Origin of the sequence: Candidatus Villigracilis vicinus (assembly GCF_016702885.1) — a bacterium.
GTDB lineage: Bacteria > Chloroflexota > Anaerolineae > Anaerolineales > Villigracilaceae > Villigracilis > Villigracilis vicinus.
In genome coordinates this window covers 396,813-421,746 of sequence record NZ_JADJDD010000001.1, presented here as the reverse complement: position 1 = coordinate 421,746, position 24,934 = coordinate 396,813, and the positions used below count along the sequence as shown (strand labels likewise).

At 51.0% G+C, this 24,934-nt stretch carries 22 protein-coding genes and 1 tRNA gene; 9 read left to right on the top strand and 14 right to left on the bottom strand.

The features are described 5' to 3' along the window. Window positions 1–114: 114 nt before the first annotated feature. Window positions 115–516 carry a hypothetical protein gene (locus tag IPG80_RS02065; protein ID WP_345102121.1) on the bottom strand — a complete coding sequence of 134 codons (402 nt, stop codon included), beginning with the start codon at window positions 514–516 and terminating at the stop codon, window positions 115–117. Window positions 517–620: 104 nt separating this feature from the next. On the opposite strand from IPG80_RS02065, the gene IPG80_RS02060 reads away from it, so the two are divergent. The 4 genes from IPG80_RS02060 to greA all read left to right on the top strand — a co-directional run bounded on the left by IPG80_RS02060 (window position 621) and on the right by greA (window position 4,667). After that, window positions 621–2,744, top strand: coding sequence for a Tex family protein (locus tag IPG80_RS02060; protein WP_345102119.1), 2,124 nt, complete (start codon window positions 621–623; stop codon window positions 2,742–2,744). Between the two features lie 70 nt (window positions 2,745–2,814). Next, window positions 2,815–2,898, top strand: a tRNA-Leu gene (locus IPG80_RS02055). Between the two features lie 65 nt (window positions 2,899–2,963). Next, complete coding sequence (locus IPG80_RS02050; protein ID WP_345102117.1) at window positions 2,964–4,115, top strand: deoxyguanosinetriphosphate triphosphohydrolase; 1,152 nt, start codon at window positions 2,964–2,966, stop codon at window positions 4,113–4,115. A 90-nt stretch (window positions 4,116–4,205) separates the two neighbouring features. After that, complete coding sequence (gene greA, locus IPG80_RS02045; RefSeq protein WP_345102115.1) at window positions 4,206–4,667, top strand: transcription elongation factor GreA; 462 nt, start codon at window positions 4,206–4,208, stop codon at window positions 4,665–4,667. Between the two features lie 43 nt (window positions 4,668–4,710). Here greA and IPG80_RS02040 read toward each other — a convergent pair whose 3' ends face one another. The 8 genes from IPG80_RS02040 to ffh form a co-directional block, all read right to left on the bottom strand. Then, entirely contained in the window at window positions 4,711–5,709 is a 999-nt protein-coding gene (locus IPG80_RS02040) for a hypothetical protein (protein WP_345102113.1), read from the bottom strand. 132 nt (window positions 5,710–5,841) lie between these two features. Beyond that, window positions 5,842–8,130 carry a type I DNA topoisomerase gene (gene topA / locus IPG80_RS02035; protein WP_345102111.1) on the bottom strand — a complete coding sequence of 763 codons (2,289 nt, stop codon included), beginning with the start codon at window positions 8,128–8,130 and terminating at the stop codon, window positions 5,842–5,844. A gap of 204 nt (window positions 8,131–8,334) precedes the next feature. Continuing rightward, complete coding sequence (locus tag IPG80_RS02030; protein WP_345102109.1) at window positions 8,335–9,438, bottom strand: mannose-1-phosphate guanylyltransferase; 1,104 nt, start codon at window positions 9,436–9,438, stop codon at window positions 8,335–8,337. A gap of 9 nt (window positions 9,439–9,447) precedes the next feature. After that, window positions 9,448–10,554 carry a DNA-processing protein DprA gene (dprA, locus tag IPG80_RS02025; protein WP_345102107.1) on the bottom strand — a complete coding sequence of 369 codons (1,107 nt, stop codon included), beginning with the start codon at window positions 10,552–10,554 and terminating at the stop codon, window positions 9,448–9,450. A gap of 42 nt (window positions 10,555–10,596) precedes the next feature. Then, complete coding sequence (rimM, locus tag IPG80_RS02020) at window positions 10,597–11,148, bottom strand: ribosome maturation factor RimM (protein WP_345102105.1); 552 nt, start codon at window positions 11,146–11,148, stop codon at window positions 10,597–10,599. Then, a complete protein-coding gene (locus IPG80_RS02015) occupies window positions 11,148–11,381 on the bottom strand; it encodes a KH domain-containing protein (protein WP_345102103.1) in 234 nt (77 codons plus the stop codon). Before IPG80_RS02015 ends, rimM begins: the two co-directional genes overlap by 1 nt. A 79-nt stretch (window positions 11,382–11,460) precedes the next feature. Continuing rightward, complete coding sequence (gene rpsP / locus IPG80_RS02010) at window positions 11,461–11,802, bottom strand: 30S ribosomal protein S16 (RefSeq protein WP_345102101.1); 342 nt, start codon at window positions 11,800–11,802, stop codon at window positions 11,461–11,463. Window positions 11,803–11,906: 104 nt separating this feature from the next. After that, window positions 11,907–13,229 (bottom strand): signal recognition particle protein, encoded by a 1,323-nt coding sequence (gene ffh / locus IPG80_RS02005; protein ID WP_345102098.1) that lies wholly within the window; start codon window positions 13,227–13,229, stop codon window positions 11,907–11,909. A gap of 141 nt (window positions 13,230–13,370) precedes the next feature. On the opposite strand from ffh, the gene IPG80_RS02000 reads away from it, so the two are divergent. Further along, window positions 13,371–14,798, top strand: a complete 1,428-nt coding sequence (locus tag IPG80_RS02000) for an MFS transporter (RefSeq protein WP_345102096.1) — start codon at window positions 13,371–13,373, stop codon at window positions 14,796–14,798. A 56-nt stretch (window positions 14,799–14,854) separates the two neighbouring features. Here IPG80_RS02000 and IPG80_RS01995 read toward each other — a convergent pair whose 3' ends face one another. From IPG80_RS01995 to IPG80_RS01985, 3 genes are all read right to left on the bottom strand, one after another. Beyond that, window positions 14,855–15,967: a hypothetical protein gene (locus tag IPG80_RS01995; RefSeq protein WP_345102094.1), complete on the bottom strand. Its 1,113-nt coding sequence runs from the start codon at window positions 15,965–15,967 to the stop codon at window positions 14,855–14,857. A gap of 94 nt (window positions 15,968–16,061) precedes the next feature. Continuing rightward, window positions 16,062–16,277: a hypothetical protein gene (locus IPG80_RS01990; RefSeq protein WP_345102092.1), complete on the bottom strand. Its 216-nt coding sequence runs from the start codon at window positions 16,275–16,277 to the stop codon at window positions 16,062–16,064. Window positions 16,278–16,301: 24 nt separating this feature from the next. Beyond that, window positions 16,302–16,586: a hypothetical protein gene (locus IPG80_RS01985; protein WP_345102090.1), complete on the bottom strand. Its 285-nt coding sequence runs from the start codon at window positions 16,584–16,586 to the stop codon at window positions 16,302–16,304. Window positions 16,587–16,757: 171 nt separating this feature from the next. On the opposite strand from IPG80_RS01985, the gene IPG80_RS01980 reads away from it, so the two are divergent. Both IPG80_RS01980 and IPG80_RS01975 read left to right on the top strand, forming a co-directional pair. Next, entirely contained in the window at window positions 16,758–18,458 is a 1,701-nt protein-coding gene (locus IPG80_RS01980) for an aldehyde dehydrogenase family protein (RefSeq protein WP_345102088.1), read from the top strand. A gap of 266 nt (window positions 18,459–18,724) precedes the next feature. Continuing rightward, entirely contained in the window at window positions 18,725–19,156 is a 432-nt protein-coding gene (locus tag IPG80_RS01975) for a hemerythrin family protein (protein WP_345102086.1), read from the top strand. A 50-nt stretch (window positions 19,157–19,206) separates the two neighbouring features. Here IPG80_RS01975 and uvrB read toward each other — a convergent pair whose 3' ends face one another. Then, the gene (gene uvrB, locus IPG80_RS01970) at window positions 19,207–21,246 is read right to left on the bottom strand and encodes an excinuclease ABC subunit UvrB (protein ID WP_345102084.1); all 2,040 of its coding nucleotides are present in this window, start codon (window positions 21,244–21,246) and stop codon (window positions 19,207–19,209) included. Between the two features lie 160 nt (window positions 21,247–21,406). On the opposite strand from uvrB, the gene IPG80_RS01965 reads away from it, so the two are divergent. Continuing rightward, window positions 21,407–23,467, top strand: coding sequence for a hypothetical protein (locus IPG80_RS01965; RefSeq protein ID WP_345102082.1), 2,061 nt, complete (start codon window positions 21,407–21,409; stop codon window positions 23,465–23,467). Between the two features lie 6 nt (window positions 23,468–23,473). Further along, window positions 23,474–23,917 (top strand): hypothetical protein, encoded by a 444-nt coding sequence (locus IPG80_RS01960; RefSeq protein ID WP_345102080.1) that lies wholly within the window; start codon window positions 23,474–23,476, stop codon window positions 23,915–23,917. 72 nt (window positions 23,918–23,989) lie between these two features. On the opposite strand, the gene IPG80_RS01955 is transcribed toward IPG80_RS01960, so the two are convergent. Further along, complete coding sequence (locus tag IPG80_RS01955) at window positions 23,990–24,925, bottom strand: hypothetical protein (protein ID WP_345102078.1); 936 nt, start codon at window positions 24,923–24,925, stop codon at window positions 23,990–23,992. Window positions 24,926–24,934 lie beyond the last annotated feature (9 nt).

Below are 24,934 nucleotides of genomic sequence, written 5' to 3'. Positions count from 1 at the left end.
CACTAGATCGAGCACGGGGAGAATTTTTTATTTCTGCCGCCAATATTTCTAAAATATGCTGACTTATGGACTTTTTCCCGCACTAGTATGTCCAAAATCAAGACAATAACCTACTCAATCGCGATAATAATCGCGCGCCTCCTGGGTCAACAAATAAAGAGCAGGGATGCCAACCAATAAACTTAAGAATGGCGCAGGGTTTCCAAAACCCAATGAGATGATTTTTATTATGAGCCACCCGGCTACAATTGCCGCGCCGGAATACAAACCAGCCAAGCGCCCCCACTCCCTCGCAGACCAAGTTCCAAACGCTGACGCTATAAATCCCACTCCCCCAAAAATCCATAAAATGCCAGGAAATATGTAACGACGAAGGTCTTGGATCCAAAATTCAGGTGCATCGCCGACATCAATGCCTTGTAGAAAATAGCTCCATCCATCCAAAGCGATGAAGACGCCCATAATTCCCGCCCAAAGGGCGAAAAGAGTGATCGGTAAAGGTCTTTTATTTTCCATGAGATTCTCCGTATTCAAGGTTATGAAAAGTCATTATCGCTGGACATGAAATAGAGCGCAATGACCCAAATAACCTAATCAACTCTCATGATAAAATCGCGCCTATGACTCACGCAGAACTCATCGCATCTCAACTCCATGTAAAGCCTTCCCAAGTGGAAGCCACGATCAAGTTATTAGACGAAGGCAATACCGTCCCCTTTATTGCCCGCTACCGTAAAGAAACAACTAATTCACTGGACGATGAACAGATCCGCATCATTGCAGATGAGTTGACCCGTCTGCGCGGACTGGACGAACGCCGTACATCCATCCTGGCTTCGATCGAAGAGCAAGGCAAACTCACCGATGAACTTCGTGCAGCGATCAACGAAGCTCAAACCTTGACCGCGCTGGAAGACCTCTACGCACCTTATAAAAAGAAGCGCCGCACCCGCGCCATGGCTGCCCGCGAAAAAGGACTTGAGCCTTTGGCAGATTTGATCCTAAAACAAGGCAGCGGAACTCCTGAAAAATTGGCAGCAAAGTTCCTAAACGAACAAGTATCCAGCATTGAAGAAGCCCTGCAAGGCGCACGCGATATTGTCGCCGAAACCATCAACGAAAATGCAAATGTCCGCACCGTTTTGCGCGAAAAGGCGCTCAAATTCTCTACCGTGTATTCCAAAAAAATCGAAGATTCTGTAGACGAAAAACGGATCTATGAGAGTTATTATGAATTCACTTCACGGGTAGACCGCCTCCTCCCACACCAGATCCTTGCGATCACCCGCGGCGAAAAAGAAGGCGTTCTACGCGTACGAGTAGACATCCCCGAGCGTGATTGGCTGGATGCGATCCAATCAGAATATGAGCAGGATATTATCAGCCCCTTCGCAGATCAACTTGCACTTGCCATTCAAGACTCCGCCGAGCGACTGCTCCTGCCTGCCATTGAACGCGACGTGCGCCGCGAAAAAGGCGACAGCGCCGATAATCACGCCATTCAGGTCTTCGCGTCCAACTTGAGGGCATTGCTTAGCCAGCCGCCGCTTGCCAATCACGTAGTACTGGGCATAGACCCTGGTATTCGCACCGGCTGCAAAGTGGCAGTGGTAGATGCTACCGGCAAACTGCTCGACACCGGCACAATTTACCCACATGAACCTAAGAATGACTGGCAGGGCGCCATCAATACCCTGCAAGATATGATCAACCGCCATAAAGTTACCCTCATCACCATTGGTAACGGAACCGCTTCACGTGAGACCGAGAAATTAGTCTCAGAGCTGACACGCTCAAAGTCGCAGACCAAGTATCTGATCGTGAATGAGGCGGGAGCGTCCGTCTACTCAGCGTCAGCGCTTGCCCGTACAGAATTCCCCAACCTCGATGTATCCATTCGTGGAGCAGTATCGATTGCCCGCCGCGCCCAAGACCCACTGGCAGAATTGGTAAAGATCGACCCCAAATCCATTGGTGTGGGCATGTATCAGCACGACGTAGATCAAAGCGCATTAACGCATGCTCTCGATGGCGTAGTGGAAAGTGTCGTCAATCATGTTGGTGTGGACGTCAACACAGCCAGCCCCGCCTTGCTCACACATGTTGTAGGCATTGGTCCAAAACTCGCCGAAAACATCGTCTCACATCGCGACACCAACGGACCCTTCAAGTCCCGAGCCGCGCTTCGCAAAGTAAGCGGGCTTGGACCCAAAGCATTTGAACAAGCAGCCGGTTTCATGAGGATTCGAGACGGAGTCAACCCGCTGGACGAAACAGCGATACACCCCGAATCTTACACACTGGCAGAATCCATTCTCGCTCGCGCCGGGCTGAAAGTTGATTCGCCCCTTCAGGAAAAAATCCACGCTGTGGAAGTTCTCCTCCAAAAAACCAACGTTGAAGCCCTCGCAAAAGAATTGAAGTGCGGCGTCCCCACGTTACAAGACATACTCGAACAGCTGGTGCGCCCCGGGAGAGACCCGCGTACCGACACCCCCACTCCGATCCTCCGCTCAGATGTACTCAAAGCCGAAGATCTTTTGGTTGGCATGCAGGTCAAAGGGACAGTTCGCAATGTGGTGGACTTTGGCGCATTTATAGATATCGGCGTCAAGCAAGATGGACTCCTGCATCGCACACAGATTCCTCACGGCACGGTGCTGAAGGTAGGCGACATTCTGGATCTGGAAATCCAAAAAGTTGACCTCGAACGCGGTCGTATCGGGCTAGGTTGGGCGCCGTAGCCGAGGTGTACAATTTCGGAGCAGCCTTCGTTTGGCTTCAACAAGGAGTTATAGTAAAATAAACCCCGCCGGGGCGATGGCGGAATCGGCAGACGCAACAGACTTAAAATCTGTCGTTGGTAACAACGTGAGGGTTCGACCCCCTCTCGCCCCACTCCACCGTCATTGCAACACTGGTACAGTCCGTTGCAATGACGTTCGCATCTATAAAGGCAAACCATGTTCTTTACACGACAACAGTTGGAAGAGAACGAAGATCGCAGCCTTGCGCCCTATGGAATGCGCAGCAGGGACACGAAGGGGCGCGCCTATCTGGACGCAGAACCCGAGTATCGCACCTCGTTTCAACGCGACCGTGACCGCATCCTGCACACAACCGCATTTCGCCGCCTCGAATACAAAACCCAGGTTTTTATCAACTTTGAAGGTGATCACTTCCGCACCCGCCTTACACACACCCTTGAAGTTGCCCAGATCGGGCGGACGCTTGCCCGCGCCCTCGGCGGAAATGAAGACCTCGTGGAAGCGATTTGTCTGGCGCACGACCTGGGACACTCCCCATTTGGTCATTCTGGCGAAGTAGCATTAGCCCGCCTCATGAGAGACTTTGGCGGTTTCGACCATAATAAACAATCCCTGCGCATCGTAACAGAACTCGAACAGCGCTACCCGGAATTCCCCGGGTTGAATCTCAGCTGGGAAGTGCGCGAAGGAATGGTGAAGCACGAATCGGAATACGATATTTCTGACGCGCGTGATTTCAGCCCCGATCTACGCGGCAATCTCGAAACACAGATCGCCAATGTAGCCGACGAACTTGCCTACACCACACACGATCTGGATGACGGACTCCGCTCAGGAATGATCAACCCGCAAATCCTGGAAGGGGCAGCGCTCTGGGAGATCCTGCGAGAGACCTATAATTGGCGCGGAATGATCCTAAGCGATATGGAACGGCACCGCATGATCCGTCACCTGGTCGGATTACTGGTAACGGATATGGTCAAAGGAACAGATACGCGCCTGAAGGAAAGCAAGGTCAACTCCTTTACAGATATTCAAAAACTAAAACATAATGTTGTCGGGTACACAGAAGAAATGCAAAGGCGCAACCGCGAACTAAAAGACCTGCTTTATAAGAAACTATACAGACATTATCGTGTCGTCCGTATGCAGGTTAAAGCCGAGCGCATCATTTCCGATCTATTCACCGCTTATCACGCCGAACCTGCAACATTGCCCGACCATGTCCAATTCTTCATCGAAAAGCGCGGACTGGAACGCACCATTTGCGACCATATTGCCGGGATGACCGATCGATACGCCATCGAAGAACATCAAAAAATGTTCAACCCCACCGAGAAACCGTAATTAACTTTTGTTTCAACAGGGGGCATAAGAAAGTCTTTCAAAGCCCCCATCAACTCATTAAATTTCTGTCAACTCAGGAAAGGAGAAAACATGACTCAACCCAACTATCTTACTCCCGAGGGCGAAGCCAAATTAATAGCTGAGCTCGAAGAACTAAAAGGACCGCGCCGCGATGAACTGGCTCAACGGCTGCGCTCTGCCATTCAAATGGGCGACCTCTCTGAAAATGCCGATTACCACAAGGCGAAGGAAGACCAGGGCTTCCTCGAAGGTCGCATCCAGGAGATCGAAGCCATTCTGCGAAACTCCGTTCTCATCGAAAAACAGACTTCAGATGTGATCTCTATCGGCTCTCATGTCACCATCCAAGAGGAAGATTTCGACCCGGAGACCTACCACATCGTCGGTCCCACCGAAGCCGACCCGCGCAAAGGCAGGATCTCCCACGAATCCCCCATTGGCATAGCGCTGATGAATAAAAAAGTGGGTCAAGTTGCCGAAGCACAAACCCCCGGCGGCAAGATCAAGTTCAAGATCATCAAAGTGGAATAGGCAACAAAAAAGCCCGCTCAGTTGAGCGGGCTTTTGATTTCTTTTATCCCTGGCGGGGCCAGATCGCCAATTCCAGTGTTACACGTTCAAAGTAGCTATTATCGGGCAAAGGTCCCTTACCATATTCAATGTCAACGATGGTTGCAAGCAATTGGAGCGTGGCGGTTTCAAGCAACACCTGCGCCTGGGGTTCCACCACAACCAACTCACCTTTAGGCTCGAGGCGTGAACGAATGCCCGGGTCGGCAAAGGCATGACGTGACATCAACACCTTCGTTGCCGTCTTGATATCGTTCTTATCGAACAACCAGACCTCCAGCGCCGTAACCTTCTTCGGCTCACCCACGCCGATGATCTCAGAAACACCCACGCCGTACTCACCTAAAAACTCACCGGCACCGGTGTCGATGCTGAATGATTCGTCATACAGATCATCGCCCAACACGTACGTCGTCATGGTCTGCGTAATAGGCGGAGCCAGCCCCATATCCTCAAAATTCGTTTTGGCGGCAGAACGGCTGATCTCAGACGCCTGCATAACAGCCGTCACCTCTCCAGAGCCGCGCTTACCAAACAAACGGAAGAGGTACAAACCGCCAGCAGCCGCGACGCCCAACACAAGAATAACGCCAATGCCGATCAAAGCAGTTCGCAATAATGAAGAGTTTGTAGCAGGCTCAGTCACCAGCTGACCGCCGCCAGATGAAAGGACATCTGTGATCAACTGACCATACGCCTGAATGACCGCCGGGTCTTGATCGCCTGGGTTATTCTGAATATTCGTATATGCGTTTTGAGCCGCTACACCAAGTCCCTGCCAACGCTGCACGGCAAGATTTGGATTCTGGTTGATTCGGAAGGAATCGATCGCCATGCGCAGGTAATCTTCCTGTAAATCTGCGCGCAAATAAAACGGCGTGGCGTCTTTGAATTCCACAGGCGCAATCACCCAACCAATCAACAAGCCCAACACCAAGCCCCCAATAAAAAGGGCGATCGGCAGAATGGGTAGTTTTTTCAAAAATGCAACGACAAATTGCATATCAAACTCCTTCTTTAAGATGCGTTGGCTTGATTATACAACGTAAATACAGCCCTCTGCATGGCAGAATGATTGCCCGATGAAACGAATCGATTCAGACTGGATCGCTGCTTGGTCTAACAACCCGGAATATTAGGTGCCTTCTGGCACGATCTCTTCCAGAAGGAAGCTCTCGGAACAGTTCGTACATTGAGCTTCGCGTTTATTTGCTATCACCAATAATCCATTACATTTCGGACAGGGTTTGGCGAGCGGCTTCTTCCAGGTCGTGAAATCACAGTTCGGATAATTGGCGCAACCGTAAAAAGTGCGACCTTTGCGTGTTCGGCGCTCCACCATGTCACCGCCGTCTTTAGGACAGGACACACCGATCTTTTGCAGCCACGGCTCGGTATAACGACAGGTTGGGAAGTTGGCACATGAGATAAATTTACCGAAACGACCATACCGGATAACAAGTTCACCGCCATCATCCGGGCACTTCCGCCCAATGGGCTCCGGCTCCGATTTTGCAACCGGCATCTCTGCCTGGGCTTTCTTAACATCTTCAGCAAATGGCGTATAAAACTCACGAATGGCTTCCGTCCACACCATTTCACCTTCTGCGATCTTATCCAAGTCTTCTTCCATGTGGGCGGTAAAACTCAGATCTACTACTTCAGGAAAATATTGAGCCATCAGGTCATTTACCTGAATACCCATATCCGTGGGAACCAAACGCTTCTCTTCACGTAAGGCATATCCGCGCGCCTGAATGGTGGAAATGGTCGGTGCATAGGTAGAAGGACGCCCAATGCCATTTTCTTCCAATGCCTGCACCAGAGAGGCTTCAGAGAAACGCGGGGGCGGTTGGGTGAAATGCTGCTCAGGGATCAAACGCACTAATTCCTGCTTTTGACCTTCCGCCACACCAGCAGGGATTTTTACATCCTCTTCCTCTTCGACCTTCACATCTTCATTTTTGGCTTCCTCGTACACCACCATGAAGCCTGGGAATTTGATCGCCGAGCCAGAAGCACGCAGTAAATATTCGTGTTCACTCGTTTTACCAGTCACTTCAACTTGAAGCGTATCGTATACCGCCGCTTCCATTTGAGAGGCGAGAAAACGCTGCCAGATCAATCGGTACAGCTTGTACATGGCAGGTTCAAGGAATTCCTTCAGCTTTTCCGGGTCACGAGCCACCGATGTTGGACGTATGGCTTCATGCGCCTCCTGGGCATTGGCAGACTTGGTTTTGTACGTAGGCGGCTCAGCGGGAAGATAATCTGCACCGTACTTTCCTGTTACAAATTCACGCGCTTCGGTTTGAGCCAGCGTTGAAACATTCGTAGAGTCGGTACGCATGTAGGTGATGAGACCGGTCGTGCCGCCTTCACCAACATCCTGACCTTCGTAAAGTCCCTGTGCCAGCGCCATGGTGCGGCGCGCCGTATATCCCAATTTACGCGATGCTTCCTGTTGCAGTGTGGATGTGGTGAAGGGCGCAGAGGGTTTCCGTCTCCGTTCTCCGCGTTTGACCTTTGAAATGGCAAAAGCAGCAGTTTCGAGGTCGTAAAGAAACGGCTTGACCAATTCCTCGCTGGAAAGTACCGGCTCCTTGTCATCCACCCGGACGAGCTTGGCAATGAAGTTCGATTTCAATTTTTCCGGTTTGAACTCGGCATGGATCGTCCAATACTCAACCGGTTTAAAACTGTCAATTTCGCGCTCTCGGTCTACGATCAGGCGCAGGGCGACAGATTGCACACGCCCCGCAGAGAGACGACCACGAACCTTTTCCCACAAAATGGGGCTGATGCTATAGCCAACCAGACGGTCCAACACACGGCGCGCCTGCTGGGCGTTGACGAGGTTCATATCAATATTGCGCGGGTGCGAGAAAGCGTCTGAAACTGCCGGGGCGGTAATTTCATGGAACACCACACGCTTGGTACGTTCCGGTTCGATGCCAGCCGCTTCCATCAAATGCCATGAAATGGATTCACCTTCACGGTCGGGATCGGTAGCAAGGAAGATCTCTTCAGCTTTTTTTGCCAGCTGTTTGATCTCTTTAACCACATCCTTCTTTTCATTGGGGACGCGGTATTTGGGTTCGAAATTATTATCAACATCCACCGAAAGCTGTGATTTCAGCAAGTCACGTACGTGCCCCACCGAGGCGCGGACGGTGTATCCCTTGCCAAGAAAACGCCCAACCGTTTTTGCCTTGGCAGGCGATTCCACGATCACTAGCTTTCCTTCACGCACTTCCACCTTCTCAGGTTTAGGCGGCGGAATTAAACCAGCATGAGCCTCAGTCTTGCCCATACGAAAAAGTTTTGTGCCGCAAACAGGGCAGATACCGGTTGTCACCGCAGACGCCTTGGCATTAAAACCCGCCACAGGGTCTTGTATCTCCCGTTTGGTCTTGCACTTCATACAATAAGCTTCCATCGGTTTGTAGTCCTCCAACATGCTCCTCATTTGAACACAAACAAATGAGAGGTAACGATCTGGCACAAAAAATATCCCGCAAGGATAAACCTCACGGGATGGACATTCTACAACAATTTTCCGTTTTTTTGCAAACGCGAATTTTTTGGGGGATTTAAGCTGCCGCCTTTTTCGTGCAAACCGCCAGGATTATAGGTACTTTTCCTGTCTGTGTTTTTTCAAATGTTCGACTACATCCTTGACCTTCTGAGCCTGGTCTGTCTTGCAGATCAAGATCGCATCGCCTGTGTCCACGATGACCATATCATCCACACCGATCGTGACAACCAGCCGGTCTGAACCGCCGCCATAGATCAATGTGTTATTCGTTTCAAGCGCCAAATGCTGCGCGGCGCTCGTGGCAATATTTCCGTTCATATCCGGCAAAAGCACCTCGAACAAAGAAGACCACGAACCGACATCACTCCAGCCCAATCCGCCGGCAGGCAGAACAGCAACCTTATCAGCCTTCTCCATAATGCCATAATCGACGGTTTCATTTTTCAGTCCGGGCCAGATATTCTTCAGCGCTTCAATCCGCTTCGAAGATTCCCAAGCTGCACCGATCTCTTGCAAGGCTTTTCCGAGTGCCGGCATTTGCCGGTCAATTTCGCCTAGAATGGCGTCGGCGCGCCAGATGAACATGCCACTATTCCATGAGTGCCCGCCCATGCGAAGTAATTGCTGGGCAGTCTCCTCGTTCGGCTTTTCTCTAAAACTTTGCACTGTATAAACCGGGTATTTATATTCACCGTTCAATGCCGTTCCTTGTTGAATATAGCCATATGCCGTGGAAGGCATTGTAGGTGTGATGCCCAATGTGACCAGATACTTATCAGCAGCGACATCAAAGGCAGCCTTCAATAAGTAGTGAAATAGATCCACATTCCGAATGAAATGATCCGAAGGCAGGATCGCCATGGATGCCTGCGGGTCACGCTTCTGCAACACCATTGCCGCCAACCCAACCACCGAAGCCGTTCCACGTGGAGCAGGTTCGATCAGGTAATTTTCCTCAGGCAATTCAGGTGCCTGCAATTTCATCTCAAGAGCCTGCTCTTCAACCGTAACGACTAAAATCCGATCCGGCGGAAAGAGTTCCCTTAACCTGGCTACCGTGCTCTGAAACAAGGTCTCCTGCCCGATCAAAGGGAGGAGTTGTTTGGGTTTATCCTTGCGGGAAAGGGGCCACAACCGGGTCCCGCCGCCGCCTGCCATGATCACTGCATACGCATGTGAAAAATCCGATGCCATTCCAGCCTCCTAAACTGTGTAATCAGGTCGTTCTTCACGAACAGCTACATAATTCATACCACCAACCTGCCGAACCATACCTTTCAATTCCATCATAACTAAAGCCGCTGAAACCTGCTCGATCGGCAAGGTCGTCTGATTACGGATATCATCCACATGCAACGGCTCACTCCCGAGCACATTCAAGACCAGCGCTTCGGTTTCATCAGACGGCAGGATCTTGCGGGCGGTTTTTTGCTTATCCATCCGCGTCAGGTCCAAAGCTTGCATAAGGTCAGCCGGAGTCAATAAGGGCTGGGCGCCTTTCTGGATCAAGCGATTTGTGCCTTTACTCTGCGGTGCCAGGATACTGCCCGGTACGGCAAAAATTTCCCGTCCTTGTTCAGCCGCAAACTCAGCTGTAATGAGTGCGCCACTTGTCTCTGCTGCTTCGATGACCACCACCGCCAGCGATAACCCGGAGATAATGCGGTTGCGCGGCGGAAAGTTCGAAGCGTCTGGCGGCGTCCCGACGGCATAATCGCTCATCACCGCCCCACGCTGAATCATTTGTTCCGCAAGCCCACGATGCTCTGGCGGGTAGATCTTATCTACACCTGACCCGAGAATCGCGATCGTGCGCCCGCCAGCTTTGAGTGCGGTCTGATGCGCGATGGCATCCACTCCGCGGGCGAGTCCGCTTACGACGGTGATTCCATTTGCAGCAAGGAAAGCAGCGATCTCCTCAGTCACCTGCCTGCCGTAAGGCGTAACCTTACGTGTACCAACGATGGCAACCGCGAACAGGTCATCCATCAAATACTCACCGCGAATATATAATACCGGCGGCGGTTGATCGATCTCTTTTAATCGAGCTGGATAGTCTTCATCTGCCCAGGTAAGGATGTGAATTCCCTGCGCTTCGATCTTCGACCAAACCTGATTCAGATCTATTTGCTTTTTCGCCCCGAGAACTTTTTCCGCCAGTTTCGCCCCCAAACCAGCCTCCATGAGCTCAGCCGCGTTTGCATTCCAAGCAGACTCAAGGTCGCCAAAATAGGCGACCAGCCCCTGCATACGGACTGCGCCAATACCCTTGATTAAATTAAAACCGATCCAATATTTTTTATCATCCATTGAATATTGTGCGATTCTATCACTCCCCGCTATGTTTATTTATTATGGTTTTATATCGTCAAGCAATCCGTCGATGATATGAACTTTCATGACGCGGTCGGTCATGTTCACATCCAAGACCACATCCGGGATCGCAGGCAGGAGGACTTCTTTACCATTTTCTTTCTGGATCACATACACATCGTTCGCGCCGGTTTCAAGGACTTCATTTAGAACACCCAATGCACTGCCATCGTCGACCATTACAGTTAAGCCGATCAGCTCATGTTTGTAATATTTACCCTCCGGGAGCGCAGGGACCTCGTTCGATCTCACATAGACCCACTGGTTGCGAAAACGACCTGAGGACTCAGGAGTATCAAATCCGCGCATTTTGACCAACATACCATCTGCATGCGGGCGAACCGCACCAATGGTAAAAGCCTCATGTTTTTCGCCCACATACACTTTACGTCCCGGCTTGATGCGGTCCGGGAAGTCTGTGTGCAGATCCATGATCACCTCACCCTGCACCCCGTGTGGGCGGCGAAGAAACCCGATCGCTAAATAAATAGGCTCGCTTTGGGGCGAGCCTGAGTTCGTTTCAGTCGTCATTAGGAGGGTTCCGTAACATCCAATGTAGCCTGCTTGCCTTGTCTCTCTGCAGAAACGCGGAGCAAAGCGCGAATGGCATTTGCCACTTTACCACCTTTGCCAATCACACGTCCCATATCATCTTTGGCAACGCTCAATCCGATTCGCGGGCGGTTCCCATTGGTTTGGGTCACCACCACATCTTCAGGGTGATCCACAAGAGATTTTGCAATATATTCGATCAGGTCTTTCATGAGAGATTTCCTCTTTTACGCATTACGGATTACGCAATTGATGCGTAATCCGTAATGGTGGGTTCTTGCGATAACTGGCTTAATTGCGGGTCTTGGCGGGAGCGGCGCGCTTAACTTCAGCCGCAGCGGCTTCCTGCACAAGGGTTTCCACTGCTTCGCCCTTCTTGAAGCGCTCGAAGCGCTCGAGGGTTCCAGCAGATTTAAGAACCTGCGCAGCGGATTCGGTCGGCTGGGCGCCGTTCTTCATCCAGTGGTAGATGCGGTCTTCATTTAATTTGATCGTGGCAGGATTGGTGCGCGGGTTGTACACGCCCAGAATCTCCAAAAAGCGACCATCGCGGGGGGCTTCCTTATCCGCAGCGACGATGCGGTACGTGGGTTGGCCCTTGAGACCAATACGACGTAAACGAATTCGAACCATGTTAACTTGCTCCTTTAGTTTTTGATTACGTTTCAGACAGGCACTAGAGGGGTGTGCGGGCTGAAATCGCGGGCTGTATTTTACCAGATAAAAGGAGGTTTTCCCTACCCAAACATCCGTCCCAACCCCCTGCCACCGGTCTTTTGGATCATTTTCATCATCTTTTGGGTTTCGCGGAATTGCTTGATAAGGCGGTTTACATCCTGCACATCCATTCCGGCTCCGGCAGCGATGCGGCGCCGGCGGGAGGCGTTCAGAATATCTGGGTTGCGGCGTTCTTTCAACGTCATGGAATTGATAATGGCTTCTGATTGTTTAAAAGACTTTTCGACCAGGGTCGGATCTACATTACGAGCTGCCTGCCCCATTTGCCCAGGCAGCATCTCCATGATCTGCGAAAGCGGACCCATCTTCTTCATTTGATTCATCTGCTCCAGCCAATCCTCAAGCGAGAATTCACCCTTCATCATTTTTTGGGCTTGCTTCTCAGAGATTTGAGAATCAAAGGCGGCTTCCGCCTTTTCGATCAGACCGATCATATCGCCCATGCCGAGGATGCGGGAGGACAAACGCGATGGGTCGTAGGTTTCTAGCGCATCCAGTTTTTCGCCTGTACCGATGAATTTGATCGGCACACCTGTAACAGAGCGGATCGAGATCGCAGCGCCGCCGCGTGAGTCGCCATCCATTTTGGTGAGGACGAGTCCTGTGAGGTTGATCGTGTCTCTGAAGCCCTGGGCAATGTTCAAGGCTTCCTGACCGATCATGGAATCGATCACGAGCAAAGTATCCACCGGGCTGACATTGGCAGAGATGGCTTTCAATTCATCCATCAACTGCGCATCCATCTGTGAGCGCCCGGCTGTATCGACCAACACCAGGCTATAACCGCCTTTGTCGGCTTTGTCTAACGCGCGCCTGGCTAGTTCCGGCGGTGCAATGGAAGTATCCGCTTCCACATCCACACCGACACGTTCCCCAAGCTGCTGCAGCTGTTTGACCGCCGCCGGACGGTATGGGTCGCCCGCGACCATTAAGATGCGCTCGCCTTTGGATTTGAGCAAACGCGCCAATTTGCCGGTGACAGTGGTCTTTCCTGCACCTTGCAAACCAACCATCATAATGACGCGCGGCTTTGGGCCGGTGAGGTTCAAAGGAGCGGGTTCGCCCAGTGTTGCGATCAACTCTTCGTTGACGATCTTAATGACCTGCTGCCCCGGATTCAACGCTTTGGAAACTTCGGCGCCAATGGCGCGTTCGCGGACCTTGGCAATGAAGGTTTTGACCACGCTGAAATGCACATCGGCTTCGAGCAGGGCGAGGCGCACTTCCTTCATAGCAGCATCTACATCGGCTTCGGAGAGTTTGCCGCGTTTGCGCAGGTTATCGAATATCTGGTTGAGTCGTCCGGTGAGAGTTTCAAACATAATGATAAGTAGCCTCCGTTCTTAACGGGTGGCAGGATTCCTTTTCAGTGTAGGAAAGGCATTTTAGCGTGTAGCAGGTTGAGGGTCAAGCAATGAAGCGGGAGGTTTAACATCCTATTTACAATATCCTGCTTTACAAGGATGCCGAAACTTCTTATACTGGCTTGTGTTCTTGTTTACATCCCAACTGGCTCTGGAGGAGACATGGCAACGGAAGCGATCGTTAATGACCGCAAGGAAGTTTTTGGCTGGGCAATGTACGACTGGGCGAACTCCGCCTTTAGCACGACCGTGGGGACAGTATTTTTGGGTCCGTATGTGGCAAGTCTGGCACGCTCCGCAGCCGAGGCTGCGGGTTCATCAACGGTTTCGTTTTTAGGAATTCCCGTAGCGCCTGATTCCTTCCTGCCGTATTGCATTTCATTCTCTGTCGGCATGCAGGTTTTGTTCCTGCCGATTCTAGGGGCAATCGCGGATTACTCGCATTTGCGCAAACGCATGATGCAGATCTTCGCTACCATCGGCGCCATTGCAACGATCTTGATGTTCCTGCTGACTGGCGGGTTATGGTGGCTGGGCGGTGTTTTGTTCATTGTTGCCAACCTTGCCTTTGGGGCAGCCATGGTGTTTTACAACGCCTACCTGCCGGATATTGCCAGCGAGGAAGAACGAGACCGCGTCTCGTCGTACGGCTGGGCAATGGGGTACATGGGCGGCGGTATTCTTCTGGCATTGAATCTAGCGTTCTTTATTTTCAGTGAAGATATTGGCGTACCCAGTTCACTGGCAGTACGTATCAACCTTGCTTCTGCCGGCATTTGGTGGCTGGGGTTCGCATTCATCACCTGGTCGAGGCTGCGCCCGCGGCACGCGGCTCGCTCTCTGCCCGCCGGTGACACCTATGCAAGCATCGGTTTCAAGCAGTTGAAAAAGACCTTCAGCGAAGTAAAACACTTTCCTGAAACAATGAAATTTCTGCTGGCGTATTTCCTTTATAACGATGGCATCCAGACCGTGATCGCTGTTGCTGCCACCTTCGCTGCTGCACCGCTCATCCAGGGCGGGCTTGAGCAAGATCAAACCACGTTGACAGCCGTAATTCTGATGATCCAGTTTGTGGCGTTCTTTGGCGCTTTGTTCTGGGGCAAACTGGCGGGCTGGATCGGCGCCAAGCAATCGGTTGTAGTCAGCCTTATCATCTGGTCGGGTGTGGTCATCTACGCATACGGCGGCTTGAAAGGCGACAATGTGACAGCTCAGTTCTTTGTTCTGGGTGTTTTCATTGCGTTGGTGATGGGTGGTTCACAGGCGATCAGCCGCAGTCTGTTCGCACAGATGATCCCGAATGGCAAGGAAGCAGAGTTCTTTGCATTTTACGAGATCAGCGAGCGCGGCACTTCCTGGATCGGACCATTGGTATTCGGTCTGGCGAATCAGATCTTTGGCAACCTGCGTATTGCCATTCTGGCGTTGATCTTCTTCTTCATCATGGGCTTGATCATTTTGCCTTTTGTGAATGTGAACAAAGCCATCTCAGATGCCAAACAATACGGTAAAAACACTGCGTAACAAGTAATTCATTTATTAAATAAACACACCCCGGGTAAAATTCGGGGTGTGTTTATTTAATGATAATGAGCGTCTGTATGTTTTTTCTTCAATAAGAACAGTGGCGGCAATTTAAACTTCGGGGCACGGTCTGTGGACCAGGGCACATTGGGCGGCGCCATGACAAGACTGCATAAAATAAGCAACGTGCGATCGTAGTTGACACGCCAACCGGCGAAGTCTGTCCAGGCTTTTTCGCGGTCAGGCTTGATCGGCAACCCTGCTGCTTCCAGTTTAAGGATCAATTCATCATATTCTCCACGGGAGATGCTGATCGGTGTTTCGGGAAAGGACGGATTGTGCGGGTGGGGAATATCGAAGTAATCTGTGATGCGGTGAAAAGAGATGAACCCGGCACGAATGCACAATGCTGCAGACATTTCCTGTGGAATATCAATGGATGAGAGCGTGATAGCGGCAGAGTCTAAAACTGCACCCGCAGAAGTGACCCAGGAGTTTTCGGCGCGGGGAGAACGGAAGAAAACCAACGCAGGCAGGGTGGTGTGACTCTCTTCGACATCTGCGAACCAGACCTCCCATATCTTCCAAAGTTCTGCAAGTTTATCCAACCCATGAATACGATGGAAACGCGTGAGCATATCGTATGGATTAGGCGGGTCACCTGCACGGACTTCCAACATGTTGACGGCTTGCTCGCGGCGCGAAAAGGCTGAATACATGGTGGGCAAATATGCGATCAACAAACCAACCATGATCAGCCCCAACATCGCTTCAGAAAATACCAGCAGCGTGACGAGATACCCCTCCGAAGCAGTGAATCCAAGGGTAAACAAGGAGGAGCCGCTCAGACGAAGATCAAAAAAGTACTCCCCCGCCCGCAATGACCAATACATAAAAGAATATCCAAGCGCGATCAACACATACCATACCGGCACCAACGACATTAGCGCGATCGGCGCGTAATATGCCATGAGAGCATCGCGTTGTTCGTAGCTCTTGCCAAGGCTCATGATGAATTCAAAGAGTCGGCGCATCAAACCAAAGACCAAACGGTTCAATTGACTACGCGCACTACGCGGAAGGACAAAGGTTGAAACGGCTGAAAACAATGTAGCGATCACAATGCCTGCGCCAAGCAAAAACACTACAATATGAAAAAATGTATCCATGAGCCAGATTATATAGGAAGTTGTTTGCAGACCGAGCAAGATCGCGGATTAAATAAAAACTGCCTGCGAAACTATGTTATCGCAGGCAGCAGGTTTAATTAAGATATTCAGCAAACAAACTTCTAAAATTATCTTCGGAGATAAAGCCGACCAGTTTTTTCAAGACGACACCATTTGCATCCACCAGGTAAAACTCAGGCTGGTACACGAAACCAAGTTCGCGCTGGAAATTCACAGTGTTCGGATCGTCGGCATCAAGGTAACTAAATTTGACCCTGCCAAAATACTCTGCTTCGAGCCCATGAACCATGGGCGCCATTGCGCGGCAGGTACTTCAGGTAAAGCGGAAAAATTCGACCAGTTGCAATCCGCCAGAAGCAAGGCTGACCGTGGCTGGGTCGGTGGCTTCGAGGTTCGGTCCGCGCGAGGTGGCAACGGGCAGCACGACGGAAGCCGTCGCTTCAGCCGCAGGGACGGCTGTTTCAGCAGCCGAAGTTGGGACGACACTGGCAGTGGGCTCAACGGGCGGGGCACTTTCGGTGGGAGCCGCGGAGGCGCAGGCAACTGCCAGAAGTGCCAGCACCAAGCCCGAGCTCCAGATAGGGAAGCGGGGTCTCATCAGTAAATCTCCTTTTTCATGGTTAATGATACCCGGCAGAACTCCGATCATACAATATTCACACGAATTTCTCATGAGATACGTCACCTGCAAAAGCCGTCGCTTTACTTTGACGGAGGTTCATTCACCTGCTATACTTTATTTGCAAGAAACTACACAAGGAGAACTCCTATGGCAAATTTCAAGCTTACGTACGCGACCATGTTCAACCCACCTGAGGAACTGCACACCGGTTTCGATAAAGCGGTGGCGGCATTGAAAGCCAACATGGGGCAGGAATATGGCATGTTCATCAATGGCAAGGAAGTCTTTGCCGATGAAAAGTTCGAAGACCACTCTCCCATCAATACTGACTGGGTGCTTGCCAACATGCAAAAAGGTAATGCCAGCCACGCCCAAATGGCGATGGAAGCGGCGCGCAAAGCCTTCCCGATGTGGAGCCACACCCCCTGGCAGCAGCGTGTGAAATTGTTGCGCAAGGCGGCTTCGTTGATCGAGGACCGAATTTTCGAACTTGGCGCGGCGATGGCGATGGAAGTCGGCAAGAACCGCATGGAGTCTATGGGTGATGTGCAGGAAACTGCCGACTTGATCTATTACTCCTGCTATCAAATGGAAAAGAACAACGGCTATGTCGTTGAAATGGGACGCGACCCGCTGGTTGGATATGAAGCCCGCAATGTATCTGTGCTACGCCCTTATGGTGTATGGCTTGTGGTATCACCGTTCAATTTCCCGCACGCACTCACCGGTGGACCTTCGGGCGCGGCGTTAGTCGCTGGCAACACACTTGTCATCAAACCCGCCACCGATACCGCCTGGATCGTACGCCTGCTGGTGGACTGCTTCCGTGATGCGGGCATTCCTGATGGCGTGGTCAATTTTGTAACCGGACCCGGCTCCACCCTTGGTCAAGCTTTGGTCGACAGCCCCGAGGTGGATGGTGTCACCTTTACCGGTTCCTTCGATGTTGGTATGAAGATGTACCAGGATTATGCCAAGCGGGAGTATGCCCGTCCAATGATCCTCGAACTCGGCGGGAAGAATCCTGCCATCGTCTCCAAGAATGCAGACCTCGAAACTGCTGCCGTGGGTATTATTCGCTCCGCATTTGGTTTGCAAGGACAGAAATGCTCGGCGGCTTCCCGCGTCTTAATTGAAGAACCTGTGTACAACGAAATGGTCGCCCGCCTGAAAGATATGGCGAGCAAACTCGTTCTCGGCGACCCGACCGACCGAGCCACCTATAACGGACCGGTTATCAATAAGAATTCGTACCAGGACTTCAAAGATTTCAATGAAGAGATCAGCCAAGCTGGAGCCACCTTCCTCACCGGCGGCAAGGTCCGCACGGACGGCGATTATGGTAAGGGTTTCTTCTGCGAAAGCACCTTTGTCACCGATCTGCCTTTTGAACACCGCTTGTGGAAGCATGAAATGTTCCTGCCCATTACGACCATCGGCAAGGTGAAGAACCTCGATGAAGCCATGGCGATCGCGAACGATGTCAATTACGGTCTGACCGCCGGTTTCTACGGCAACCCTGCAGAAACTGAATGGTTCTTCGACAAGATCGAAGCAGGCGTCACATACGCCAACCGCCCACAGGGCGCTTCCACTGGCGCATGGCCTGGCTTCCAACCCTTCGGCGGCTGGAAAGGCTCCGGTTCCTCTGGCAAGAACGCTGGCGGACATTACTACTTGCCGCTTTACATGCATGAGCAGATCCACACTTCAGTGAAAGTTGCCAAAGCGGCGCCTGCGAAAAAGGCTGCTACCAAAAAGGTCGCGGCCAAGAAAGTGACCGCGAAGAAGACCGTCAAGAAGGCTGTTGCAAAGAAGGCAGTGAAGAAAGCAACGAAGAAGAAGTAACTAGAAGCACCCAATAAAAGAAGCCTCCCAAACTGATGACCGGGAGGCTTCTTTTATTGACTCCGTTTTATCCCATCATTAACTCACTTTATCCGAAATGGCATTTTTTCTTATGTGAATCCCAAGGCAAAAATGCATCAACAAATAGAGGGGATGATAATCGTCTATATAATTTATGACAAAAATGATACATTGCCAAAATTCAATATGGATATAATGACTCCAAGTTCATTAAAATATATTGTTGAATTTTTTGGAGAAAATAAATGTACACACCCAAACCCCTGCAATGGGACGACGCCCTCAGCACTGGCGACGAAACGTTGGATTCTCAACACAAGTATCTAGTGGAAACGCTCAACAGTCTTGGGGATTCGATCAACGAGGGGCATGGCATTGAAATAATTGCGAGGATCCTTGGCAGGCTGCGCTTCTACGCCGGGTGGCATTTTGGTCGCGAAGAGGAATGTTTTGATACCTATCACTGTCCTGCGGCTGAAAAGAACAAAAAAGCCCATGCCGTTTTCGTAGAGAAGTTCGACAGGTATTACAACCGGTTCCGCGAATCCGGCGGGTCGAACGAATTGGCGCTCAAGATCCATGAAGAGATCTCAGATTGGATCGTCAATCACATCATGATCATCGACGGCGAACTGTACCCTTGTATTCATCTCCGCCCCAAGCCAACTGCAAAATAATAAACAAAAAAAATCCCGCAGAAATTCTGCGGGATTTTTTTGTCTCAGCCTTATTCTTCTTCACCCGAGAGCAGTTTGATCCGTTCCCATGGCTTCAGGCTTTCATCCTCAGCCAGCAGACTCTTCAACTCGTATAGTTCATCACGCAACGCTGCCGCCCGTTCGAACTCAAGATTTTTCGCAGCTTCCTTCATCTGCTTTTCCATTTCATGGACGATCTGCCGCAGTTCATTGCGCGGCATGTCGCCCTTATTCTTAACCTTGTATTCGCCCCTCATTTCGCCCACCGCCTTGGCAGACATTTCCTCAGTGAGATCATGGATCGCCTTGGAAATACTGAAAGGAATAATGCCCTTCTCTTCGTTGTACTTCATTTGCTTGGCACGGCGGCGGGTAGTCTCGTCGATGGCGCGCTTCATCGAGTCGGTCATACGATCCGCATACATAATGACACGTCCGTTCACATTACGCGCTGCGCGCCCGATGGTCTGGATCAGTGCTGTATCCGAACGTAGGAAACCTTCCTTATCCGCATCGAGGATCGCAACCAGCGACACTTCCGGCAGATCCAGCCCTTCGCGCAGCAGGTTGATCCCCACCAACACATCGAAGTTCCCCAGGCGCAGGTCGCGCAGGATGGCAACCCGCTCAAGTGTCTCCACTTCGGAGTGTAAATAATTAACCTTGATGCCCAGCTCTTTCATGTACTTGGTTAAATCTTCCGCCATGCGCTTCGTCAGGGTTGTGACGAGGATACGCTCGCCTCTCTCCACCCGCTGCTTGATCTCTCCGACCAGGTCATCCACCTGCCCCTTGACCGGACGCACGATGACTTCAGGGTCTATCAACCCCGTCGGACGAATGATCTGCTCGACCACCTGCTCGGCTTGTTTCATTTCATAATCCGCCGGCGTTGCAGATGTATATATGGTCGCCCCCATCACTTGCTCAAACTCATCAAACTTAAGCGGACGGTTATCCATTGCAGAGGGCAGGCGAAACCCATACTCAACCAGTGTTTCCTTGCGCGCCCGATCACCGTTGTACATGCCCCGGATCTGCGGCACGGTCATATGGCTCTCGTCAATGATTAGTAGGTAATCACTCGGCAAAAAGTCGATCATCGTCCACGGATGTGACCCGGCAGGGCGCCCATCCAGATGGCGGGAATAGTTCTCAATACCCGAGCAATACCCCACTTCCTTCAACATTTCCAAGTCATAACGGGTACGCTGCTCAATACGCTGCGCCTCAAGGAACTTGCCCTGACTTTTATACAAGGCAAGCCGCTCTTCCAGTTCTGTCTCAATATTTTTGATCGAGTCCTTCAAACGGTCGGCATCTGTTAGGAACTGTTTGGCAGGGTAGATCGAAATTTCATTTGGTTCATCAAAGATCTCACCCGATACCGGGCTGAACTGCATGATGCGCTCGACTTCATCGCCAAAGAATGTGATCTTGTATCCTTTTTTATCTTCATACGCCGGGACGATCTCCAGCGTATCCCCGCGCACGCGAAAAGTGCCGGGCTTCAATTCCATATCATTGCGCTGATACTGACTCTCGATCAATTGACGCAACAGTGCATTCCGGCGGTAGATCTCACCAGTCTTGAACGTCACGGTCCCCTTGCCAAATTCCTCCGGCGACCCCAAACCGTAAATACAGGAAACCGAAGCAACGATGATCACATCGCGACGGGAGATCAGGGCAGTCGTTGCAGCGAGGCGCATGCGCTCGATCTCTTCATTGATCTGGGTCTCCTTCTCAATAAAAAGGTCATGCCGGGGTACATAGGCTTCCGGCTGGTAATAATCATAATAAGAAACGAAATACGAAACAGCGTTCTCTGGAAAGAACTCCTTGAACTCAGCATATAGCTGGGCGGCAAGTGTCTTGTTGTGCGCCATAATGAGAGCAGGTTTCTGCAACTGCTGAATGACCGATGCGATCGTGAAGGTTTTACCGGTGCCGGTCGCGCCGAGCAGAACCTGATGCTTCAGACCACGGTTCACGCCATCCACAAGTCCGCGGATGGCTTCGGGCTGGTCGCCCATCGGGATAAAAGGAGCTTGAAGTTTGAAATCCATTTGATTGTCTTTTCTGTGATTAGGGGAACGCGTGTTCTATTTTACACCAACACGGGCTCGGTGTGGAGAAAACGTCGCAATATCAAACTGCTTTCCACACACTTAAAAGATTTCCGTTCCACCAGAGGCGGAAATTGTCGAGGGTATAATCGCATTAACCATGAAGAACCTTCGCTCAACACTCGCTGCCATTAAATTCAACGAAAACCTCACCCCACTCGCCTTTTTATTGGTGTCCATTGCCGGGTTCGGTTTGCTCGCGAATCGACTTGGCTACTATCAAGATGACTGGCCATACATTTTCTACGCCTTCAACAAAGGCATCTCCAGCCTAACCATTGAAATGTATTATGACAGCCGCCCCAATGCCGCCTGGATGTATATTGGCTTATTCAAGCTTTTAGGCTTCAACCCAATGGCATGGCATATCACGGCGCTGGTCACTCGCTGGCTGACCGCCAGCATGTTATGGTACTTCTTAAAACGGGTTTGGAGCGGGCATTCGCGCGAAGTTACACTGGCGATCTTCATTTTTCTTATCCATCCATTCTTTTTGATCCAATCGTACGCCGTCAATTCCATGCTGTACTGGGGCGGATTTTTATTCTTCGCCCTGAGCTTGTATCTAATGGCACGTGCCATCCCAGATACAAAATACAGAATCGTCTTGACCGTTCTGGCGGTCTTCCTCGAAGGTTTGCACCTCTTCACCAGCGAATACTTTGTCGGCATGGTGCTCATCCGCCCGCTGATACTCTATTGGCTGCTAAGCGGGCAGGTTTCCGACATCCGTACACGCATCACAAAGACTGTCACAAACTGGCTTCCTTATCTGGCAGCGCTTGCCGCCTACATTATCTGGCGCATATTCCTCTACGTCCCGCCGCCCATCGGTGACCGAAACTCGCCCAAGATATTATTCGCATTGCTCGAATCGCCTTTCAACACCCTTGGGTATCTTATCCGTACCGCTGTGCAAGACTCGATGATCGTCACTTTCACCAGTTGGTACCGCACCTTCGCCCCGGAACTTTTTTCCTTTGCCACGATCTTCAACTCCTTTGTTCTGCTCGTGGCGGGATTAACCTTCATCGTAGTATTCTTCTATTTGATAAAAACCTACAATGCCGAACCTGTCGAAAACAAGCGCTGGTTCGCCTCGCCTCTCGTTCTGGGCTTGCTCATCGTTCTCTTTGGCATGGCGCCACTCTGGATCATCGGTCAGGATATCGTCACACACAAAAATGAATTTGCCGGGTCGCGGTTTGGCATTGGGGCAACCCTCGGCGCGTCGTTGATCCTGGCGGTCATTATCGAGAACGTACTTGATGACACAAAAAAGAAGATCGCTGTAGTTTCCCTATGCGTTGCACTGGCGGTCAGCATGCACCTGACGCTCGAAAGAGACTTTGCCTATTCCTGGGAAAAACAGGAACGCCTCGCGCGCGAACTGCTCTGGCGAGCCCCAGAGATCGAACCCGGCACCGCCATCGTGACCGACGAAGAGATCCTCGGTTACATGGGTAGTTACTCGGTATCATATTCGCTCATCACCACCTATCAACCCGGTGACATTTCCACGCCGCCCTACTGGTATTTTCCGTTCTATTACACCAACCCAAATGTAGGTGACTTTCTCTCAGGCATTCCGCTGGAAGGCAGTAAGTTGACGATGGATTTCAAAGGCAATAGCCAGAAAATGATCCTGTTATCGTTCAACCCGGAAATGCAGCGGTGCTTATGGGTACTGCAGCCGCAAGACGAGAACCTTCGCCTCGTTAACACAGACATGCGCCAACTCGCAGTCGGGTCTGATATTGAGCTCATTCGACCAGCAAACAGCGAAGAGCCTACGCCGCCCGAAGCCTTATACGGCAAAACAAATACCCAAACCTGGTGCTATTATTTTGAAAAAGCCGATCTCGCCCGGCAATATGGTCAATGGGATGAGGTTGTCCGCCTATGGAACCAAGCTCAAGCCACCGGTGAACGCCCCGATAACGGCTTCGAGTACATCCCATTCATTGAAGGGCTGGGGCAAACTGGTGATTGGGCACAGGTAAAAGAATTGACCAAGTTCTCCAAACGCATCACCTCCGGGTTGGAGCCCAGTCTATGCAGCGCCTTAGACCGCCTTGACAAAACAGCGCCTGCATCTCAGGAAAAGGATGATACGCTCAAAGGACTGAAAGAAGATCTGGATTGCGGCTCTTTCCAATAAAAGTTTATGCAAACTCAAGCACTTACACCTGAACAACAGAATTGGCTCAAGACAAATACGATCATGCCAACTCTTTTTGTGGTTATTATCCTGGGAGTATTCGGCGGGATCTTTACCTGTCTTTTCACAGGCTTAAAAGGAACGCTATTCTTCACGATCTTTACCGCAGCCGCAAGCCTGCTCATTTTTGCAGTTCTAGTTGCCGTGGGATTGCATGTTTATAACAATCTCATGGATTTGCATGACGGTGTTGCGCAGGTCCACACTGGCAAGCTAAACATAAAAAAGCAAACACATCGCTCCCCCAGAACCTTCTATGCAGAGTTTGATCACATTGGGTCTGTGACCATTATGGGAGATGTATACGAAAAGCTTGAAGAAGGAAAAACTTATCGCGTGACCTATAGTCCACGCACAAGGCGTGGATGGGAAGTGGATTTGCGGTCTTAAAACGATTTCGCCCCGGGAGTTTTTGCTCCCGGGGCGAATATTTTTCAGAAAACCGAATCAGCCGTCGGCTGGTTATGGAACCGGAGAAGCAGGGAATGACCCAGGCGGAGCGTAGAAGTCGCCGGGGTCGATCCCCGTCACAAGTTGACCATTCACATCCACCGGGATCAACGAATGGTCAGAACAAGACGCAGACAAACCGCAAGGAACCGCCTGCGAATATCCACCGGGGTAGGTTGAATCATTTGCCGGGTAAGCCACTACGTAATAAGAGCCGGGCGGAAGATTGTCGATTTGATAAGTCCCTGCATTTTCATTGGTGATCACAAAAAAGTATTCAGGTGTTTTGGCATTAAAGGCAACCACGGTCGTCGAAGGGATGAAACTTGAAGGGTAGCTCAACTTGCCAGTGATGCTGCCCAAGACAGGCATGGGCGCTGAATAGATGCCTTTACCGCTGGGTTGACCAGCCTCGTAACTTTGCATGGGCGGGTATAACTCCGCACCGCCATACCAATTACCGGGGTCAACATTTGGAGTGATCGCCCCAGCCTGAACTTGTACATCTACCCAACTATCGTCATTACAGCCTTGCGCCAAACCACACACGTAAAATTGATCATAACGTCCTGCGAGCTTGCCATCGGGTAAAACGTAAGCAACCACGTGATACGTCCCGGGCGGCAAACCATCCATTTGATACGTAGATTGGTCTTGAGCCGTTTGGACCCAGTAATAATCAACATTATTCAGATTGAATGCCACCACCAATAAAGGCGGGATCGCCGAGGATGGATACGACAATTTACCAGAGATCGAGCCGGTCTGATCGGAAGCCGCGGGAGTGGCTTGTGCCCCCGGCGTGGACTGTAACGCCTGCAAGGTCAGAGCTTGCAATGTAGATTGCACGATCAGGTCAACATTCTGGGTCGGAGCAGACAGACCCGGCACACAGGCAAACATAAAAACTAACACGAGCAACAAGCCAAATAAAGGTCTCTTTCGCATCTCAATTCT

What these genes read in the sequence shown, in the direction of transcription:
- IPG80_RS01995 (WP_345102094.1), bottom strand. Translation starts at nt 15,967, where the DNA reads ATGGATACATTTTTTCATATTGTAGTGTTTTTGCTTGGCGCAGGCATT.
- IPG80_RS02015 (WP_345102103.1), bottom strand. Translation starts at nt 11,381, where the DNA reads ATGAAAGACCTGATCGAATATATTGCAAAATCTCTTGTGGATCACCCT.
- IPG80_RS02000 (WP_345102096.1), top strand. Translation starts at nt 13,371, where the DNA reads ATGCCGAAACTTCTTATACTGGCTTGTGTTCTTGTTTACATCCCAACT.
- IPG80_RS01960 (WP_345102080.1), top strand. Translation starts at nt 23,474, where the DNA reads ATGCAAACTCAAGCACTTACACCTGAACAACAGAATTGGCTCAAGACA.
- uvrB (WP_345102084.1), bottom strand. Translation starts at nt 21,246, where the DNA reads ATGGATTTCAAACTTCAAGCTCCTTTTATCCCGATGGGCGACCAGCCC.
- greA (WP_345102115.1), top strand. Translation starts at nt 4,206, where the DNA reads ATGACTCAACCCAACTATCTTACTCCCGAGGGCGAAGCCAAATTAATA.
- IPG80_RS01980 (WP_345102088.1), top strand. Translation starts at nt 16,758, where the DNA reads ATGGCAAATTTCAAGCTTACGTACGCGACCATGTTCAACCCACCTGAG.
- IPG80_RS02040 (WP_345102113.1), bottom strand. Translation starts at nt 5,709, where the DNA reads ATGCAATTTGTCGTTGCATTTTTGAAAAAACTACCCATTCTGCCGATC.
- IPG80_RS01965 (WP_345102082.1), top strand. Translation starts at nt 21,407, where the DNA reads ATGAAGAACCTTCGCTCAACACTCGCTGCCATTAAATTCAACGAAAAC.
- IPG80_RS02030 (WP_345102109.1), bottom strand. Translation starts at nt 9,438, where the DNA reads ATGGCATCGGATTTTTCACATGCGTATGCAGTGATCATGGCAGGCGGC.
- ffh (WP_345102098.1), bottom strand. Translation starts at nt 13,229, where the DNA reads ATGTTTGAAACTCTCACCGGACGACTCAACCAGATATTCGATAACCTG.
- IPG80_RS01955 (WP_345102078.1), bottom strand. Translation starts at nt 24,925, where the DNA reads ATGCGAAAGAGACCTTTATTTGGCTTGTTGCTCGTGTTAGTTTTTATG.
- IPG80_RS01975 (WP_345102086.1), top strand. Translation starts at nt 18,725, where the DNA reads ATGTACACACCCAAACCCCTGCAATGGGACGACGCCCTCAGCACTGGC.
- rimM (WP_345102105.1), bottom strand. Translation starts at nt 11,148, where the DNA reads ATGACGACTGAAACGAACTCAGGCTCGCCCCAAAGCGAGCCTATTTAT.
- dprA (WP_345102107.1), bottom strand. Translation starts at nt 10,554, where the DNA reads ATGGATGATAAAAAATATTGGATCGGTTTTAATTTAATCAAGGGTATT.
- IPG80_RS02060 (WP_345102119.1), top strand. Translation starts at nt 621, where the DNA reads ATGACTCACGCAGAACTCATCGCATCTCAACTCCATGTAAAGCCTTCC.
- rpsP (WP_345102101.1), bottom strand. Translation starts at nt 11,802, where the DNA reads ATGGTTCGAATTCGTTTACGTCGTATTGGTCTCAAGGGCCAACCCACG.
- topA (WP_345102111.1), bottom strand. Translation starts at nt 8,130, where the DNA reads ATGAAGTGCAAGACCAAACGGGAGATACAAGACCCTGTGGCGGGTTTT.
- IPG80_RS02050 (WP_345102117.1), top strand. Translation starts at nt 2,964, where the DNA reads ATGTTCTTTACACGACAACAGTTGGAAGAGAACGAAGATCGCAGCCTT.
- IPG80_RS01985 (WP_345102090.1), bottom strand. Translation starts at nt 16,586, where the DNA reads ATGAGACCCCGCTTCCCTATCTGGAGCTCGGGCTTGGTGCTGGCACTT.
- IPG80_RS01990 (WP_345102092.1), bottom strand. Translation starts at nt 16,277, where the DNA reads ATGGTTCATGGGCTCGAAGCAGAGTATTTTGGCAGGGTCAAATTTAGT.
- IPG80_RS02065 (WP_345102121.1), bottom strand. Translation starts at nt 516, where the DNA reads ATGGAAAATAAAAGACCTTTACCGATCACTCTTTTCGCCCTTTGGGCG.